The sequence below is a fragment of the Actinobacillus indolicus genome (assembly GCF_004519515.1).
GTDB lineage: Bacteria > Pseudomonadota > Gammaproteobacteria > Enterobacterales > Pasteurellaceae > Glaesserella > Glaesserella indolica_A.
In genome coordinates this window covers 1,325,277-1,343,365 of record NZ_CP038145.1, presented here as the reverse complement: position 1 = coordinate 1,343,365, position 18,089 = coordinate 1,325,277, and the positions used below count along the sequence as shown (strand labels likewise).

At 40.3% G+C, this 18,089-nt stretch carries 20 protein-coding genes; 4 read left to right on the top strand and 16 right to left on the bottom strand.

The annotated features are described in order from the left end of the window. Positions 1-29 precede the first annotated feature (29 nt). The 8 genes from EXH44_RS06650 to EXH44_RS06615 form a co-directional block, all read right to left on the bottom strand. Positions 30-458, bottom strand: coding sequence for a DarG family dialkylresorcinol biosynthesis protein (locus EXH44_RS06650; RefSeq protein WP_244238711.1), 429 nt, complete (start codon positions 456-458; stop codon positions 30-32). A 44-nt stretch (positions 459-502) separates the two neighbouring features. Then, a complete protein-coding gene (locus EXH44_RS06645) occupies positions 503-1,642 on the bottom strand; it encodes a beta-ketoacyl-ACP synthase III (protein WP_162856763.1) in 1,140 nt (379 codons plus the stop codon). A 75-nt stretch (positions 1,643-1,717) separates the two neighbouring features. After that, positions 1,718-2,626, bottom strand: a complete 909-nt coding sequence (locus EXH44_RS06640) for a dialkylrecorsinol condensing enzyme (RefSeq protein WP_162856762.1) — start codon at positions 2,624-2,626, stop codon at positions 1,718-1,720. 56 nt (positions 2,627-2,682) lie between these two features. Then, positions 2,683-3,933, bottom strand: coding sequence for a beta-ketoacyl-ACP synthase (locus tag EXH44_RS06635; protein ID WP_162856761.1), 1,251 nt, complete (start codon positions 3,931-3,933; stop codon positions 2,683-2,685). Between the two features lie 50 nt (positions 3,934-3,983). Further along, on the bottom strand, positions 3,984-4,715 hold the full coding sequence (gene fabG, locus EXH44_RS06630; RefSeq protein WP_162856760.1) for a 3-oxoacyl-ACP reductase FabG: 732 nt from the start codon (positions 4,713-4,715) through the stop codon (positions 3,984-3,986). An 85-nt stretch (positions 4,716-4,800) separates the two neighbouring features. Continuing rightward, complete coding sequence (locus tag EXH44_RS06625; protein ID WP_162856759.1) at positions 4,801-5,253, bottom strand: hotdog family protein; 453 nt, start codon at positions 5,251-5,253, stop codon at positions 4,801-4,803. Continuing rightward, positions 5,246-6,469, bottom strand: coding sequence for a beta-ketoacyl-ACP synthase (locus EXH44_RS06620; protein ID WP_208717119.1), 1,224 nt, complete (start codon positions 6,467-6,469; stop codon positions 5,246-5,248). Before EXH44_RS06620 ends, EXH44_RS06625 begins: the two co-directional genes overlap by 8 nt. Before the next feature lie 8 nt (positions 6,470-6,477). Then, positions 6,478-6,960, bottom strand: coding sequence for a hypothetical protein (locus tag EXH44_RS06615; protein WP_162856757.1), 483 nt, complete (start codon positions 6,958-6,960; stop codon positions 6,478-6,480). 181 nt (positions 6,961-7,141) lie between these two features. On the opposite strand from EXH44_RS06615, the gene dapD reads away from it, so the two are divergent. The 4 genes from dapD to acs all read left to right on the top strand — a co-directional run bounded on the left by dapD (position 7,142) and on the right by acs (position 12,182). Next, entirely contained in the window at positions 7,142-7,966 is an 825-nt protein-coding gene (gene dapD, locus EXH44_RS06610; protein ID WP_162856756.1) for a 2,3,4,5-tetrahydropyridine-2,6-dicarboxylate N-succinyltransferase, read from the top strand. Continuing rightward, positions 7,908-8,639: a haloacid dehalogenase-like hydrolase gene (locus EXH44_RS06605; protein WP_162856755.1), complete on the top strand. Its 732-nt coding sequence runs from the start codon at positions 7,908-7,910 to the stop codon at positions 8,637-8,639. The genes dapD and EXH44_RS06605 overlap by 59 nt, the downstream gene beginning before the upstream one ends. Positions 8,640-8,730: 91 nt before the next feature. Then, the gene (gene paeA, locus EXH44_RS06600) at positions 8,731-10,029 is read left to right on the top strand and encodes a polyamine export protein PaeA (protein WP_162856754.1); all 1,299 of its coding nucleotides are present in this window, start codon (positions 8,731-8,733) and stop codon (positions 10,027-10,029) included. A gap of 203 nt (positions 10,030-10,232) precedes the next feature. Then, positions 10,233-12,182, top strand: coding sequence for an acetate--CoA ligase (acs, locus tag EXH44_RS06595; protein WP_162856753.1), 1,950 nt, complete (start codon positions 10,233-10,235; stop codon positions 12,180-12,182). Between the two features lie 75 nt (positions 12,183-12,257). Here the strand turns inward: acs and crp are convergent, their stop codons facing one another. From crp to coaBC, 8 genes are all read right to left on the bottom strand, one after another. Further along, positions 12,258-12,932, bottom strand: a complete 675-nt coding sequence (gene crp / locus EXH44_RS06590; protein WP_162856752.1) for a cAMP-activated global transcriptional regulator CRP — start codon at positions 12,930-12,932, stop codon at positions 12,258-12,260. A 66-nt stretch (positions 12,933-12,998) separates the two neighbouring features. Next, the gene (locus EXH44_RS06585; protein ID WP_135673907.1) at positions 12,999-13,223 is read right to left on the bottom strand and encodes a YheU family protein; all 225 of its coding nucleotides are present in this window, start codon (positions 13,221-13,223) and stop codon (positions 12,999-13,001) included. Positions 13,224-13,229: 6 nt separating this feature from the next. Next, the gene (gene slmA / locus EXH44_RS06580; RefSeq protein WP_135673905.1) at positions 13,230-13,835 is read right to left on the bottom strand and encodes a nucleoid occlusion factor SlmA; all 606 of its coding nucleotides are present in this window, start codon (positions 13,833-13,835) and stop codon (positions 13,230-13,232) included. Between the two features lie 8 nt (positions 13,836-13,843). Then, positions 13,844-14,299 carry a dUTP diphosphatase gene (gene dut / locus EXH44_RS06575; RefSeq protein WP_135673903.1) on the bottom strand — a complete coding sequence of 152 codons (456 nt, stop codon included), beginning with the start codon at positions 14,297-14,299 and terminating at the stop codon, positions 13,844-13,846. Positions 14,300-14,315: 16 nt separating this feature from the next. Beyond that, positions 14,316-15,248 carry a DUF5672 family protein gene (locus EXH44_RS06570; RefSeq protein ID WP_162856751.1) on the bottom strand — a complete coding sequence of 311 codons (933 nt, stop codon included), beginning with the start codon at positions 15,246-15,248 and terminating at the stop codon, positions 14,316-14,318. Between the two features lie 21 nt (positions 15,249-15,269). Continuing rightward, complete coding sequence (locus EXH44_RS06565; RefSeq protein WP_162856750.1) at positions 15,270-15,941, bottom strand: YARHG domain-containing protein; 672 nt, start codon at positions 15,939-15,941, stop codon at positions 15,270-15,272. 91 nt (positions 15,942-16,032) lie between these two features. Beyond that, positions 16,033-16,866: a glycosyltransferase family 8 protein gene (locus tag EXH44_RS06560; protein WP_162856749.1), complete on the bottom strand. Its 834-nt coding sequence runs from the start codon at positions 16,864-16,866 to the stop codon at positions 16,033-16,035. Further along, a complete protein-coding gene (gene coaBC, locus EXH44_RS06555) occupies positions 16,859-18,073 on the bottom strand; it encodes a bifunctional phosphopantothenoylcysteine decarboxylase/phosphopantothenate--cysteine ligase CoaBC (RefSeq protein ID WP_162856748.1) in 1,215 nt (404 codons plus the stop codon). The genes EXH44_RS06560 and coaBC overlap by 8 nt, the downstream gene beginning before the upstream one ends. Between the last annotated feature and the right edge of the window lie 16 nt (positions 18,074-18,089).

Genomic DNA, 18,089 nt, shown 5'->3' with positions numbered 1-18,089 from the left:
ACAACTAAATGCTATTTTGAACTGTCAACTTAAAGTTGACTGTTCAAATTTAACATTTTTATATCTACCCCAAACACCCCTGCATAATTCTCCAACTTCTTCTGCGACAATTTCGCCCAAACTTCGGGCTTGCAATGCCGTCTGATTTGCCATTGCCAAAATCCGGTGGCTTGGGCGAGGGATTGTTCATCGAAACGGTATTTGTACATCAAATAATAAAGTAGGGATTTTTCGCCGTTTTTGACCGCTTGTAGGGCTTGTTCGGTTTGTTGGTTGAGTTCTTCCACCGCTTGTTGCGTAGCAAATTCTTCATCGTCCCAACCCGATGTGGTGCCGCTTTCGTAGTTGCCGTTACGGGTGGCGTAGATGATTTTTTTCTGTCCACGAAAGATTTTGCTGTTGTCTTGGGGAATGTCTTTTATATCCATAGTTCGCAGGGGTGCGTGTAAACGCACCATTTTATCTTCGTTACATTTATTGGTGCGTTTACACGCACCCTACCTTAATTTTTCACGACTTCTAACAACATAAAACAAGACGAAAACCGTCCGCTTTCGGGAATGTAGCACAATACTTTTTGCCCTGATTTTAGCTCAAACGTACGGCTAAATTCGTCCAAAATAATGTAAATGGATGCCGAGCCTGTGTTGCCTTTAGTTGTGAGGTTGGTAAACCATTTTTCTTGCGGAATATCGAAGTTGATATTGCGTAAACCTTCCGATAGCTTATCACGGAAGAAACCCGAAGAATAATGGGGAAGTAGGTAGTCGATTTCGTCTGCTTTTAAGCCGTATTTTTCAATGGCACGAGCTAAGGCTTTTTCCACCGTGTATTTAACGATATTTTCGTTAAGCAATTTCACATCTTGCTTGATTGCCATAAAACTCTTAGCGTCCCGTTCCGTCTGCGACACCGATTTCCAACTGACAAATTTGCCGTCTTGTACTTCGCCGCCTGCGTACATACAAACCGGCATTTCATTGGCATAAGAAATCAGCTCAATCCAGTGAATTTGAAAGCTGATGCCGTCTGCATTGGGCTGATTGGAAAGTTGCACCGCCCCTGCCCCATCGGACAACATCCAACGCAAGAAATCTTTTTCAAAACCGATTTCAGGTTTGGCATTATCAAGCTGTTTTTGTGCCACTTCACTTTTGAAATTTTCACTACGCATAATGGCTGAGGCACATTCCGATGCCACGGCGACCGCACTTTGATGTTCGCCTGTGCGTACCGCATTGAAAGCGTGTTTCATCGCCGCCATACCTGCAACGCAAACGCCCGACATTGACATCACTTCCATTGGAGGTGCCTTGTCGAGCAAACTGTGTACCATCACCCCTTGCCCTGGCATAATTTGGTCTGGATAAGAAGTACCAACCGCAAGGCTGGTAAATTCATTGGCAGAAATACCTAAATTTTTCACCGCTTGCACAGCAAGTTCCGTGCTACTGTGTGTGGCTTGACGAGTGACAGGATCAATGGCGTAATAACGTTGCTCAATAGCATTTGAACGCAAAATCATTTTACGCACGCGTGAAGGCACATCTCCCACCATTCCCAATACCGCTTCCATTTGGTCGTTGGAAACGAGGTTGTTCGGCAAGAAAGCGGAAATTTTATTGATATAGACGTTTTGCATTTTTTATTCCGTAGGGTGCGTTTGCTAACGCACCATTTTTATTATCGTTTTCAAAGCGGTGCGTTTACACGCACCCTACTCGCCTGATGGCTCGGCAAAATACCGTTTTTGTTCATCTAATTTTTTCTGTAACACCGGCTTTAACGCCCATTTAATCACCGCTGAAATCGGTACAACCGTTAAAATCATTGCGATTAAAAAAGCGATATAGACACAGAGCATTACTTTTCTAAATTGTGGTGAAATCTGACCGCACTTGATAAGCAATTTGCCCCAAATATGGAAACTTCGGCTACCTACTTTTTCGCTCATCATCAGCTTTTCATCAATCTTCACCGCATTCATATTGCGGAAAATGCTTGTATCAAGCGGTCGGTTTTCGCTAAAAATTTGCAACAGTTTTTCACCAAATCGGCTGACATCTTGAATTTCACTTTCTGCAATGCCTGCACTCGGCAGATTACCGACTTTTTTCTTGCCGGTCAGCATCCAAAGCGGTGTGGTGATAAAACTCGCCCAGTCGTTCGATTGATCAACCTTAACCACGTTGCCAATCAGGTTTGCACCACAATCCGCCAGCAATTTTTTCATTTTTTCTTGAGCTTGTAGCCACATATTACGACAGCCGATTAGCGTAATAACGGGCGTATCTTTTAAAATCTGTTTGGCTTGTTCACTTTGCAAAAATGCTGTGATGGGTTGTGAAGGCGATAAGAACCAAACCGTGTAGGCAATAATCACTAAATCATATTTTTCACTATTCAATTCGGGTTGCTTGATGGGTGCAGGTTGCAAATGCACGCTTTCAGGAAAAGCATTAAAAAACGGTAAAAACCGCCAAGGAAATGTATAGGCGGTTTGCGGTTGAAGTTGGCAATGCTCGATAATAATGTCCGATTGCGTTTGTAATGGCGAAACAAAACTTTTGGCAAGCTGTGTGAGTTGCCCAGTTTGAGAATAAGAAACCAGTAAGATTTTTTTCATTTTTTTCTTTATGTAGGGTGCGTGTAAACGCACCTGAAATATTCCCTTTGGTGCGTTTACACGCACCCTACCCAACGTTTAAAAATCAATGAGGTATTGACCCCACCGAAGGCAAAATTATTGTTCATCACATAATCCGTTTGGATTTCTCGTCCATCGCCTTGGATATAATCGACCTTGCCACAGCGTTCATCAACAGTTTCAAGGTTGATTGTCGGTGCAAACCAACCATCACGCATCATTTCAATACTGAACCAACTTTCTAATGCACCGCAAGCACCGAGCGTGTGTCCGAGATAGCTTTTTTGTGAACTGAGCGGAACATAACCGAAAACTGCCTCTGTGGCTTGCGTTTCGGCAATATCACCTTTTTCCGTTGCGGTGCCGTGTCCGTTTACATAGCCGATTTGCGTTGGCGAAATACCTGCATCTTTTAACGCCAATTCCATACAGCGTTGCATTGTGCTTGCTTGCGGTTGGGTAACGTGGCTACCGTCACTGTTCGCCCCATAGCCCACCACTTCGGCAATAATATTTGCACCACGAGCTAAGGCGTGTTCCAACTCTTCCAACACAAACATTCCAGCCCCTTCACCAATCACCAAACCATCACGATTTTGATCATAAGGACGTGGGGTTTGATGTGGATTATCATTGTTACGGCTTGCGGCATACAGGCTGTCGAACACATAGACTTCAGACGGGCAAAATTCCTCGCCACCACCTGCCAACATCATTGGGATCATATCGTACTTAATCGCTTCATAGGCATAGCCAATACCTTGTGAGCCTGATGAACAAGCACTTGACGTTGGGATAATCCGTCCAGTTAAACCGAAGAAAATCCCGATATTTGCAGCAGTAGTGTGAGGCATCATGCGGACATAAGTGTTAGCACTAAAAGTATGGCATTGCCCCGTCATTAAAAGCTCACCAATATCACGAATATCTCGAGTACTTCCCGTTGACGAACCGCACGCTACACCCATCCTACCGTCGGTAACAGTTGGGATAATTTTGCCATCAAGATACAAATTTGCAGAAGCTAAAGCTCGTTCAGCCGCATCAACACATAATTGTGAAACTCGTCCCATACTGCGTAACTGTTTGCGAGTCCAATGCTGAGGTGTTTGATAATTCGAAACTGGAGCACCTAAACGGGCTTCCAGTTCAGGATAGCGTCCTTCCCAATCCATAAATTGCACAGCATTTTGTTTGCGTTGGAAAGCATTTTTAATCTCCGCCCAACTATTACCAAATGCGGTAATGCCTCCGATACCTGTAATAACTACTCTTTTTGTTTGCATAATTTATCTCGTTTTATCGTCATAGCTGAGCGTTCACACATCTACTACATTTAGCACAATCCACCATTCACAGCGATCACTTGGCGAGTGATGTAACCTGCTTTTTCGTCCATTAAAAATTGAACGACGTGTGCCACTTCTTCAGGATCACCCATTCGCCCAGCTGGGATCATTTTAAGAATTTCATCAATAGGCACATTTTCATCTAAAATATCCGTATCAATCAGCCCTGGAGCAACGCAGTTCACGGTAATTTTACGTTTTGCTAATTCAATTGCAAGGGCTTTCGCCGCACCAATAATACCTGCTTTAGAGGCACTGTAATTGACTTGCCCACGATTGCCGATCAAGCCAGATACGGAGGTAATACAGACAATTCGCCCTGCTTTACGACGGCGGATCATTGGCATCATAATCGGGTGTAATACGTTATAAAAACCGTCTAAATTAGTGCGAAGTACGCTATCCCAATCGTCATCAGTTAAGGCTGGAAAGGCATTATCACGGGTTAAACCTGCATTTAAGACCACACCATAATAAGCCCCATTCGCCTCGACATCAGCCTCAAGAATGGCTTTCACCTGTTCACGGTGGCTGACATCAAACTGCAATACTCTTGCATTTTGTCCTAGGTTTCTCACCGCTTGTGCAACTTCTTCCGCTTCTTCAATACGGCTACGACAATGCACCACAATGTCATAACCTTGTTTTGCTAATGTTAAAGCAATCGCTTTGCCGATACCTCGGCTAGAGCCTGTAATTAAAATCGTTTTATCTGACATTTTTTGATTCCGTAGAGTGCATTTGCTAACGCACTAAATTTTCTAGATGATTTCAAGAATGGTGCGTTAGTAAACGCACCCTACGTTAAATTTTGCTATCCTTCGGACTAAACACATTCAACGCCCCTTCTAAAATAGCCTTACCCGAAGTTAAGTCAATCAGTTGGCTGTCAAAGACTCCAAAGCCTGTACTGTCTTGGATCGACATCTTAATTTTAATTTGTAGTTTACTTCCAACAGGGATTTCTTGTGTATGAATATGTAGTTTTCGAGTACCGAGCAGATAACCTAAACGCACAGGTTCATCAGCAAGTGTGGCTAAACAACCTGACCACGCAGCCACACCTTGTGCCATAATCTCAATGCCTGCAAAGGTAGCTAATTTCCCATGTTTAATCAAAATGTTATCTGAACGAATTTCTGTTTCGGCAATCAGAAAGTCTTCGCCAAAATCGCTGATACGATCTAACAAAACCATATCGCCACTGTGTGGTAACAATGGTGCCACTTGTTCAATCGGGCAAACTAATTTAGCCATTGGTTTCTCCTAAAATTAACACGGCATTGTTACCGCCAAAGGCAAAGGAACTGCTTGCGCCGATTCGCTGGCCGTCTGCCCAAACGCTGTTTTCATCGGTAATAGCAATATTTGGCAAAGTACTGTCCGCTTGTTTATCCCAAAGTTGCGGTAGTAATTTGCCTGTTGGGTTATGTTTACGGCTGATTACCGCCCATAAAATTGCTGCCTCAACTGCCCCTGCTGCACCGAGAGTATGCCCTGTATAAGGTTTAGTGGTGGTACAAGCGGTTTGATTGCCGAAAACTTTTGCAACGGCAAGGCTTTCCATCTGATCGTTATGGATTGTTCCTGTGCCGTGTAAATTAATCCAACCAATCTGATCAGCTGAAAGTGCGGTAGATTTTAATGCTGTTTCAAAAGCGGCAATCGCCCCTTCACCTTCGGGGTGTGGTGAAGACATATGATAAGCGTCGCTACTCGATCCATAGCCGAATAGTTGAATATGATGCTCGTCTAGCGGTGCTTTAGTCATTATAAATACTGCCGCTCCTTCACCAATGTTGATCCCGTTACGATTTACTGAAAAGGGATTGGTTTGTTGTTCCGATAATACCGATAGCGAACCGAAACCGCTGATGGTTAAAGGCGAAAGGGTATCGACACCACCACAGATAACAGCATCGCATAAGTTATTCTTGAGTAAACGTGCCGCACTAATTAACGCTCTTGCACCTGAAGTACAGGCGGTGGAAATACCGTAAGTTAATCCTTTTAATCCATAAACTTCCGCCACAAAATCAGCAGGTGCAGAAAAAATCTGTTGCTGTTGGCGAAACTCTGCTCCAGACCAGTCATTATGTAATGCCCCTTGTTTAAAGACAGGGATATTTTCATCAACACCTGTTGTGGATGTTCCCATTACCACGGCAATACGTTGTTTTCCAAAACGTTCAATCGTTGCCTGAATTTGCGGTTCAATTTGAGCTAACGCGTGCCAAAGAAGTTGGTTATTACGGCTATGATGCATTTTTGCCAAGTTTTCAGGAAAGGCTCTTAACGGGAAACGACATTCGCCGAAAACGCCTGTTTTACCTTGAATTTGATGATCTTGAAAGACATTCTCTGATTGTTTTAACGGGGATTCTGCCCCAATCAGTAATTGACTTAAATGTGTTTCAATGCCTTCGCCTAAACTACTGACGAGGGCAGGCTGGCTTAAATAAAATCTATCCACATAGTCCCCTATTGTTCTAACGGCTCGATTTGCCATTGACTACCATCGGCAAGTGTAATCTGAAATTGATTTTGTTGCTGTGAAATACGCCACACTTTTTGGTAATTTATTGAATAAATCTGACCGCTTGTTGTCTGCTGAATATCACTAAACTGAAAGAGTGGTTGATTTGGGTTTAATGCTGTGGCTAACGCAGAGTAAAGTTGTTGGGCTTGGCGATTCGGCATCACAAAACCGTCATTTTGCCAGCCTTGTTTGGTTAATAATAAACGGGCAATCGGCGCACCAAGCGGATCGGTTTGCACCCAACGCCATTGTTCTGTAGAAAATTGTACCGCAAGTACGCTAGTTTCTTGTTTTGGTTGGAGCTGTTCCACTTTAAATAAACGTTGTTCAACATCTTGTCTAGGGAGCTGTTGAACAGAAATTGAGCTACAGGCAGTTAATACGCACAATATTAAAAATAAGTATATATTTTTTAAGAATGTCATAAGCATTTTATAAAATATGTTCGAATTTTATTAATATGACTAATTCTTTCATACTTCACGTTACGGAACAACTCTCAAACAAAATCAACAAAGATATTTTTGTGAATTTAGTAGAAATCCCCGCGCTTATATGTTAAAACGTTCGCCGTTTTTTTATTTTATTCACAAGAAGGAAATGCAAATGTCATTACAAGCAATTATTGAAGCGGCGTTCGAGCGTCGCGCTGAAATTACCCCAAAAACGGTTGATGCACAAACACGTTCAGCTGTCGAAGAAGTGATTAAAGGATTAGATAATGGTTCACTACGTGTTGCAGAAAAAATTGATGGTGAATGGGTTGTTAATCAATGGGTGAAAAAAGCGGTTTTACTTTCATTCCGTATCAACGACAACGAAATCATTGATGGTGCAGAAACCAAATATTACGATAAAGTACCAACCAAATATGGCAAATATAGTGAAGAACAATTCAAAGCAGACGGTATCCGTGCTGTTCCAGGTGCCGTTGTGCGTCAAGGTTCACATATTGAGAAAAACGTGGTGTTAATGCCATCATTTGTGAACATCGGTGCTTATGTTGGCGAAGGTACCATGGTGGATACTTGGGTAACGGTGGGTTCTTGTGCACAAATCGGTAAAAACGTGCATTTATCAGGTGGTGTGGGTATCGGCGGTGTGTTAGAGCCGTTACAAGCTAACCCGACCATTATCGGCGATAACTGCTTCATCGGTGCACGTTCTGAAATCGTAGAAGGTGTGATTGTTGAAGACGGTTGTGTGATTTCAATGGGGGTGTTTATCGGTCAATCCACCAAAATCTATGATCGTGAAACAGGCGAAATCCATTACGGTCGTGTACCAGCGGGTTCTGTGGTGGTTTCAGGTAGCCTTCCGTCAAAAGATGGTAAATACAACCTTTACTGTGCGGTTATCGTGAAAAAAGTTGATGAAAAAACTCGTGGTAAAGTGGGTATCAACGATTTATTACGTTCTATTGAAGAGTAATCATTATTTTAGGGAGGGAAACCTCCCTTTATTTATTGCAAATCCTATGAAACATATCTTTTTTGATCTTGATGGCACACTTCATCAGGAAGATACTGGGGCTCTTTTTATTAAATATTTGATCAAAAGGCGCATCATCAATTTGATCGTTTTTTTCCCTTTCTTACTGATTTCTTTAGGAATTTATTATCTCTTTCCGACAAAAAGAGCCAGCCTAAATCTTATTTTATTTTTTACAACTTTAGGCTCCACGAAAAAACAGTATCAGCAGTATATTAACGGCTTTTGTAAGCAATTCTTACCTACGCCAATCCCCCAAGTTTATCAAGCATTTGAAGGGCATTTAGTTCAAAAGGATACCATTTTTATCATTTCAGGTAGCCCTCTCATTATCATAGAGAAACTTTATCCTGATTGGTTCAAACACCCTTATATTCACGTTATAGGCTCACTACTCACTTATCGTTTTGGCAGTTTATGGTTAACGGAATATTGTTTAGCAAAGAATAAAATTAAGATGTTGGATAAACGTTTTCAGCCCGCAATTCAATTTGAAATGGGCTATTCAGATAGCATGACTGATTTGCCTTTATTTCTACGCTGTAAGCAAGCATTCAAAATCACCAAAGGTGGTGAGTTACAAGAATTAAGATTACAAGCGGTCAGATCTTGATCTTTTTTTGCAAAATTTTGCGGAAATCTTACCGCTTGTCTGCCTAGGCTTTGCTATAATTTCTCCAACATTGTTTTAATTTGAATCGATCATGGGACTATTTGAATCTATCTTACTTATTCTTTGTTTGATTGTTATCAGTGCAATTATTTCTTCAGGTGAAATTTCACTCGCGGGCGCAAGAAAATTAAAGTTACAGACTTTAGCTAATGAAGGCGATAAACGCGCTGAGCGTGTACTTGCTTTACAAGAAAAACCTGGGCAATTCATTACCGTTGTACAAATTGGCTTAAATATGGTGGCAATTCTTGGCGGTATGGTGGGTGAAGGGTCGCTTACTCCCTATGTGCATCAATTTCTAAGCCAATATAGCCAAGCTGAGTGGCTGGAAAGTGCATCATCGTGGCTCTCTTTTGCGATTGTGACGATCTCATTTATTATTTTTGCGGACTTAATGCCAAAGCGTTTAGCTATGGCTAACCCTGAAAATGTTGCTATGAAAATGGTCGGCATTATGTCCTTTAGTATTCTTATTTTTAAACCTTTGGTGATTATTTTTGATACTGTCGCCAATGGTTTATTCCGTTTATTACGTATTTCAACCGTCCGCCAAGATACGATGACATCGGACGATATTATTGCCGTGGTTGATGCGGGTGCAGAAGCAGGCGTACTTAAAAACCAAGAACATTATCTAATCGAAAATATTTTCGATATGCAACAGCGAACAGTCACATCAACCATGACCATTCGGGAATATATTGTTTCTCTAGATAAATCGTTCAATCGCCAACAAATCATTGAAACCCTAAAAGAGAATTCCCATTCCAAGCTGATTATCACCGACGGCAGTTTGGATAAAATCTTAGGCTATGTGGAATCACACACCTTATTGACGCTCTATTTGCAGGAAGAAAACGTAAAATTGACTGATAATCGAGTGTTACGTAAAGCATTGTTTATTCCTGATACCCTTTCGCTGTTTGAAGTGTTGGAGCTGTTTAAATCGTCAGGGGAAGATTTTGCGGTGATTATCAATGAATATGCGTTAGTTGTGGGGATTGTGACCTTAAATGACGTGATGAGTATTGTCATGGGCGAATTGGTCTCTAGTGAAGAAGAGCAGATTGTTCGCCGTGATGAGGACTCTTGGCTGGTCGATGGTTCAACACCATTAGAAGATGTGATGAGAGCCTTAGATATTGAAGCCTTCCCAAATCAAGAGAACTACGAAACCATCAGCGGTTTTATGATGTATATGCTACGAAAAGTGCCGAAAAAGACCGACTTTGTGCTGTACGACAAATATAAGTTTGAAATTATTGATACGGAAAATTTCAAGATCGATCAGCTAATGGTGTCTTTAAGAAAAGACTTAAAAAATGAGTAAACTCGTTATTATGGCAATACTTCAACACATACCACATACTGTTATTTAAGAAATTAAATATATTTTCTTGGTGCTTTTGTAAATTTATGCGAACAAGATCACAACAATTTATTAACAAAATTGATCTTTATTTAATCTTCGCATAGAGTGCTGTGGACTGATTAGATTCTGTCCACATTCCTTATTATCACAGGAGCACTTCTATGCAAAATACAACTCCTCTTATTTTTAAGCCAAATGATGAATTTCGCCGTCAAGCAAATGTTTCTGGGCTTGAAGATTATCAGGCACTATGGGAATTTGCAGACAAGGATTACCTGCAGTATTGGAGTGAATTAGCACGCGAGCTAATCACTTGGAAAAAGCCTTTCATGCAAATTTTCGATGATAGTAACCCACCGTTTTATAAGTGGTTTTCTGACGGTACATTAAATGTCTCCTATAACTGTTTGGATCGTCATCTTCCCGATAAAGGCGATAAGCTTGCGCTGATTTTTGAATCCGATTTTGGTCAGATTTCTCAATTTACTTATGCACAGTTACACAATCGTGTGTGCCGATTTGGTAATGCACTACGAGAACTTGGCATCAAGAAAGGCGATCGTGTCATTATTTATCTTCCAATGATTGTCGAAGCTGTCATCGCTATGCAGGCTTGTGCACGAATTGGTGCGGTACATTCAGTTGTCTTTGGTGGATTCTCCGCTGGGGCATTGCGTGATCGTATTGAAGATGCGGAAGCGAAATTAATTATTACGGCAAATGCAGGGCTTCGGGGTGGAAAAATTATTCCATTAAAAGAGACCGTTGATGAAGCGCTCGATATAGGCTGTAAATCAGTAGAAAATGTTATCGTTTATCATCGTGTCAATATTGATACTCCATGGAAAAAAGGGCGTGATCTTTGGTGGAATGAGCTTTCTAAAAACCAACCTGCGTTTTGCGAACCTGAATGGATGAACGCAGAAGATCCGCTCTTTATTCTCTATACCTCGGGTTCAACAGGTAAACCGAAAGGGGTAGTACACAGTACGGCAGGTTATTTATTAGGTGCGATGAACTCCTTTAGGGTGATTTTCGATCATAAACTGAATGATGTGTATTGGTGTACTGCTGATGTTGGTTGGATTACAGGGCATTCCTACATTTGTTATGGTCCGCTTGCCAACGGAGCAACTCAACTGATTTATGAAGGCGTGCCAAGTTACCCTGATGTAGGACGTATCTGGCGTATGATTCAACGTCATAAAGTCTCGGTATTTTATACATCTCCAACACTTATTCGTTCTCTAACGCGTTTAGGTGAGAGTGTAGCCAATAAATATGATCTGTCGAGTTTACGCCTACTTGGTTCGGTCGGTGAGCCGATCAACCCTTCTGCATGGCTTTGGTATCATAATGTGGTGGGTAAAGGGAAATGTCCGATTGTGGATACTTGGTGGCAAACAGAAACAGGTTCCATTATGCTTGCCCCTGTTCCAGGCGTGATTGCAACAAAACCTGGCTCCTGTACATTGCCTCTGCCTGGTATTATGGCGGAAGTCGTGAATGATCAAGGGCAAAAATGTGATGTGGAAGAAAGTGGTTCTTTAGTGATTAAACGCCCATTCCCATCAATGTTGCGGACTATATGGGGAGATGATGAACGCTACAAAGAGACCTATTTCCCTGCTACTTTTGGTGGGAAATACTATGTCGCAGGCGATTCTGCTCTACGAGATAAAGATGGCTATTTCTGGATTTTAGGTAGAACAGATGATGTGCTTAATGTGTCAGGACATCGACTTGGTACCGCAGAAATTGAATCTGCTTTAGTTGCCCATGAACGTGTTGTGGAAGCAGCTGTTGTAGGTAAACCAGATGAAATCAAAGGTGAATCTGTCGTTGCCTTTGTGGTATTAAATGGTTTCCGTCCAGAAGGGGAAGAGGCGAAAGCACTCGCGGAAGAATTGAAAATCTGGGTATCCAATGAGATTGGAAAAATCGCTCGACCAGAAGATATTCGTTTTGCAGAAAATCTGCCAAAAACGCGCTCAGGTAAAATTATGCGCCGTTTGTTACGTTCTATTGCGAAAAACGAGTTGATCACCCAAGATATTTCGACCTTAGAAAATCCTCAAATCATTGGTCAATTACAACAATCTGTTTTATAACATGATACAAGCGGTAAGATTCCTCGATTAATTTGCAAAAAATAAAGGAAATCTTACCGCTTGTCAGTATCAAAATTAGCGTGTTCCGAACACTACGATTGTTTTACCATGGGCTGAAATTAGCCCATCATCTTCTAACATTTTTAAGATACGCCCCACGGTTTCACGGGAGCATCCCACCATCTGCCCAATCTCTTGGCGAGTAATTTTAATTTGCATCCCTTGTGGATGAGTCATCGCATCGGGCATTTTAGCTAAATTCATCAATGTTTGAGCAATACGCCCTGTCACATCAAGGAAAGCAAGGTTGCTGACTTGTCTTGATGTCATACGTAAACGACGAGCCATTTGCGCAGATAAATACATCAAAATATCAGGATTAAGATGGACTAACTGTTTAAATTTCTTATAAGAAATTTCCGCAATTTCACAGTTACCTTTTGTTCTCACCCAAGCCGTTCTAGGCTGTGTTTTTTCTTCAAAAAGACTTATTTCACCAACAAATTCGCCTTGACCTAAGTTTGTTAATAGCATTTCTTTGCCTTCATCATCCTTAATGAAGACAGAAACAGATCCACTGACAATATAGAATAATGATTCAGCATCTTCTCCTGCATGAATCAGGGTATATTTTGCAGGATAACGATGAATATGACAGTGCGTGAGAAACCATTCAACAGCGGGATCATGAATTGATGGCGGTGGGCTAACGCCTTCTAATTGCGCTGTTGAGATTGAGACATCTTGCATAAAAACCTCTATAAATCATTTATAGTTGATATAGCTTAATACTACGTAAAGAAGTGTAGCACAAATTTACAAATTCCCTAAGAAAGATTTTTTGTCCTTGATATCAATGCTCTCATGCAATTCAGACCATACAATGACGATTTTATCTGCTTTAAGTTGTGCCAAAAGATGTTCCCGTTTTTCTTCCAAAGTATATTCACGAGTGCCGTAATCGGTCCCCTCTCTTAAAATAAAAGAATCTAAAACGTTATATAAGGTACTTTCTTCAAGTTCTTGCCAAGGGATAATCATTTTTTCCTAGTAGAATAATGGCTTAATTAGTTGCCACTGTTTTTCAAAATGTTGATGTTGGTTGAAGCTAAAATTAGAGCGAACAAGGCGCAAAAATTGCCCTTCACAGAAATTCACCAAGTAACCCGCTAATGCTCGTTCATCGGCAAAAGCTCTGCCTTCACGCAATTTACGCATCTGCAATAAATTCATAAATTGTAGCTCTAACCCTTCAAAGAATTTTGCGACACGAGCTTTGAGTAACTCATCTTCAAACATTAATGCATGCCCTGTCAGAATGCGTGTCACCCCAGGGTTCTTTTGCGCAAATTCTAAGATGGTTTGTAAAATTGCTTTAACCGCAAGTTCCGTACTTTCTTGGCGTTTACTTGCATTGATATAGCTCGTTAATGTCATTTCAATCCGTTCAATCAGAGCCTCAAACATCTTTGTTTTACTTGGGAAATAACGATATAACGCCCCTTCAGACACGCCGACCGCTTTTGATAATCTTTCGGTCGTAACACGTTGCATACCTTCTTCCGAGTTAAGTAGCCCGATTAAGACTTCTAACACTTGTTGCTGGCGTTCTTTTACCGATTTTTTCGGCATCTTGATAACAGGTTCTGTCATTTTCAATCCTATTGCTTACCTGAATGACCAAATCCACCCTCACCACGATCTGTCGCAGTAAACTCTTCTACAATGTTAAATTGTGCTTGCACCACAGGCACAAACACGAGCTGGGCGATACGATCACCAACTTCAACAGTAAACGGCTTATCGCTACGGTTCCATAGGGAAACCATAAGCGGGCCTTGATAATCGCTGTCGATTAAGCCAACCAAGTTACCCAATACGATCCCGTTTTTATGCCCAAGCCCTGAGCGAGGCAAAATCACCGCAGCTAAGCTTGGATCAGCGATATAAACCGAAATCCCTGTTGGAATTAACACCGTCTGCCCTGCTTCTACGGTTAAAGGTTGTTCGATTAATGCGCGTAAATCTAACCCTGCTGAGCCTGTTGTTGCATAGGTTGGCAATGGAAATTCTGTTCCGATACGTTTATCTAAAATTTTTAAGTCGATTTGTTTCATTTTTTATCCTATCCATTTAATCATTATTCTTTTCTAAAAAATGTCTTGGTACATCAATACTTAGTTTTGATGCTAATAGCCAATTACACCAAGAGTTTGTTGCAATATTATCATCTCTAAATTTTACTTTTTTTTGCATATATACTGTGTTCTTGGCTTTAAGCACTAAATACCCAAAAGTATGACAACCCAATATCTCAGTCAGTGGAATCTTACGTTTACTATGAATATTCGCTGACTCACATGCAAAATATGTAGATATTTTAGGTGGCGCAAATTTAATATCCTTTTGAAGTAATTGTTTTCTGAACAACACTGTCAATACAATATCTTCATAATGACTTTTGGAGGATGTGTAATCTAAACTGACTTCTTCTCCTACCGAAATAGGCTCTGGGATGGGAAAAGGAAATTTTATTTTGAGTTCTCTAGGAAGTTTTAAGATCCTTTTACTTCTTAATGAAAAGCCACCATTTTGCCCTTCAAAAACATGTTCTGGCATATTTTCATAGAAAGGATCACACTGTTCGTTGTTATACTGTTTTAAGCTACCATCTTCAAGGTATTCATACATACAATAGAGTGGAGCTCCAATAAAATCATAATTAAAAAATTCATCTTTCCAATTATCGCCATTAACGACAAAGCCGTCATTTTGTACAACAAGTGCAAAATCAGTATCGATAAGATCACCTAAGGCATATAAAATAAAAAGATTGTATTCCAAATAGCTAAACGGCTTACAACGAATATGTTGTACATAAGCTTCAAGATGTTCAGGGCGCTCTGGCGAAATTAATACACATTTTAAATTTTCAACAGGAAGCTTTTTCTGCAATTCCTCGTAGCTACGCTCAATCGCATAGGCTGAACCTTGTGCATAAGCCTGATGGCCAGTTACACTCACTATCGTGAGTGTTTTAGTATTTTTGTCAGAAGATTTATTCATTTTGCTTTCACTCAAATTCATTTAACCCGCAATATCGGTACGGATGTATTTCAAAGATTGGTGCTCAAGTTCAAATACCCAATAAATTGCCCATTCGTCATCTAAATCCCCTTTTTCATTAAAAGAAAGCACAAGCTGATTATGATGAATATAAGCTTGATAGCCTTGCCAAGACAGCCCATTATCTATATTCACACTATAAAAACCAGACTGTTTTAGTGCCTCATTATCTATGGTATTTAGTAATTTTTGGAAAATAGACCAATGTTCTTTATCTATGATCATCTTCATCGTTTTCTCAAGTAAAACCTTATCTTGAGCTAACTGTGTTAAATGTTCTATCTGGGCTATTATCTCTTTGTGTCTTTTTTCTAAAATTAAAATCTGTTTTTGTAAGAGGTCAACATTTTGTTGCTCTATTGCCGTCAATGTAACACTGCTATTATCTTTTGCAGGCTTATACCAATGCTGTTGCTCATAATACGCTTGCAATTCTTGTTTTTGAAAGCGGTATCCTTTGGTTGCATAAAGATCATTTTTCATTCGTAGCAACTTAGCCAAAGGTATTTCAGCAAGATTGGTTTTCGCAAGAAGCTCTGTCGAACATTTTGTACAAGTACTTTGAGGCTCTGCTATATCTAAAGCTAAAAGTGTAGGACTGAAAAATAAATAGAGTAGGAAGTATTTTTTCATATACCTGTAAAATTTTTATTAAATCTGACCGCTTGTTTTCAAGATTTCACAAGATAACTAGCTAATTCCCTCACCAGCTATCAAACTAAAATTATAATGTTAATTTAAGGCTTCCAATCGGAAGATTTACAATACAATCCCAAGATAGCTGATGATAACATCTAAATAAAGCAATAACCGCCATTACATTTTTATCCGAGGATGAAACGTTACCAAGTGGTTTATTTGGTCCGGTAAAATGCAAAATATAAGGTGCTATTTTATCTTTCTCAAACGTACATTTTTTATATAAAACATGATCTAGTTGGAAATTAGATAATTTATCTAATTTTAGCCAATTATCTTGAAAGTACACATTCAAAATATCTTGATCACCAAAAACAATCCGTTCTTTTAATTGCTCCGTTAATTTAATCAAATCTGTTTTTATGCCTCGACATCGATTTGCCTCAAAATAAAGAATACCAGCATTAAAATAATCTCGATGTTTATAGGGGTGATCAGCAATACTATTTACATATGGATCAGACACCGCAGCTATCGCGTATTTAGAGGCTTTAAGCTGATTAAATGGTAAAGTGATATCGCCATTAATCACAATATCACAATCTAAATATATCCAATAAGGTGTTGAAGCATATTGAAAAAGATCTTCAATATAATATCTTAAATAAGTCGCCTTACTGATATAACCGTTATCGTCAAAACGATTTAAAGAGTCTTGATTTAAATAACAAAGCTTTAATTCTGAACGGCGTTGCGCAAAATAAGGCTGTAAATTTTTCGCCCAATCACTTGGAATATCCCTCGTATTTAATACAAATACAGATAAATTTTCATTATGTGCCAATAAAGATTTTAATGAACATTCTAAATAAGGAAGATAATTTTTATCGGTAGCAAATAATACATTAACTTTATCCATTCAGCCCTTTTTCCTTATAGCGTTTCTGAATTTCTTCGACCAACCCTTCCGCCAATTTCCCTTTCTCTGCAAGCGGTAAGATTTTCTCGCCATTTTGCCAAAAGAGATGAAGTGAGTTTTGATCTTGCCCGAACACCTGTCCACCAGAGACATCATTGGCACAAATTAAATCTAAATTTTTACGTTGTAACTTATCTTTCGCATAATCTGCTACATTTTGCGTTTCAGCAGCAAAGCCCACAACAAAAGGGCGGTTTTGAGTAAGATGGGCTACTGTTGCAATAATATCGGGATTTTTTACCAGTTTTAAAGTCAGTTCATCATTATCGCCTGTTTTCTTAATCTTCTGTTCTGCTACCTGCTCCACTCGGTAATCTGCGACCGCCGCACAGCCGATAAAAATTGCATTTTTTTGTGCCAAACTCACCGCTTGTTCCGCCATTTGTTGTGCAGAAATCACGTCAATACGGCTAACATTTTGTGGTGTAGCTAAATTGACAGGACCTGCAATCAAGGTGACTTTTGCTCCACGTTTAGCGAAGGCTTCTGCGATCGCAAAGCCCATTTTGCCTGAACTATGATTGCTGATATAACGCACAGGATCGATCGCTTCACGCGTTGGGCCTGCGGTAATCACCACGCTTAAGTCAGCAAGATCTTGCGATTGCGTAAAATGATCTTCAATCGCTTGGAAGATCTCGAACGGCTCAGACATTCTGCCTTTACCTATATCGCCACAGGCTTGAAAGCCAGCGTTAGGCCCAATAATCGAAACGCCTTGCTCTATTAAACTTTGCAAATTTTCCTGCACAATCGACCGCTTGTACATCTGCTGGTTCATTGCCGGTGCAAGTAAAATTGGCGAAGCGGTCGCAAGGCAAATGGTGGAAAGTAAATCATTGCCCATTCCAATACGCAGCCGTGCAATAAAGTCTGCTGTTGCAGGGGCAATTACCACTAAATCAGCCCATTTCGCCAATTCAATATGCCCCATCGCTAATTCTGCTTGGGGATCTAGTAAAGAAGTCGAAACCGCGTTACCTGAAATGGCTTGTAACGTTAGTGGCGTGACAAAGGCTTCTGCCGCTGGGGTTATTGCTACTCGCACTTCTGCTCCCGCTGTTTTTAATAAACGGATTAGCTCAATGGTTTTGTATGCTGCAATACCGCCAGTAATGCCGATAAGGATTTTTTTATCTTTTAACATAACGAATCATCTTTAT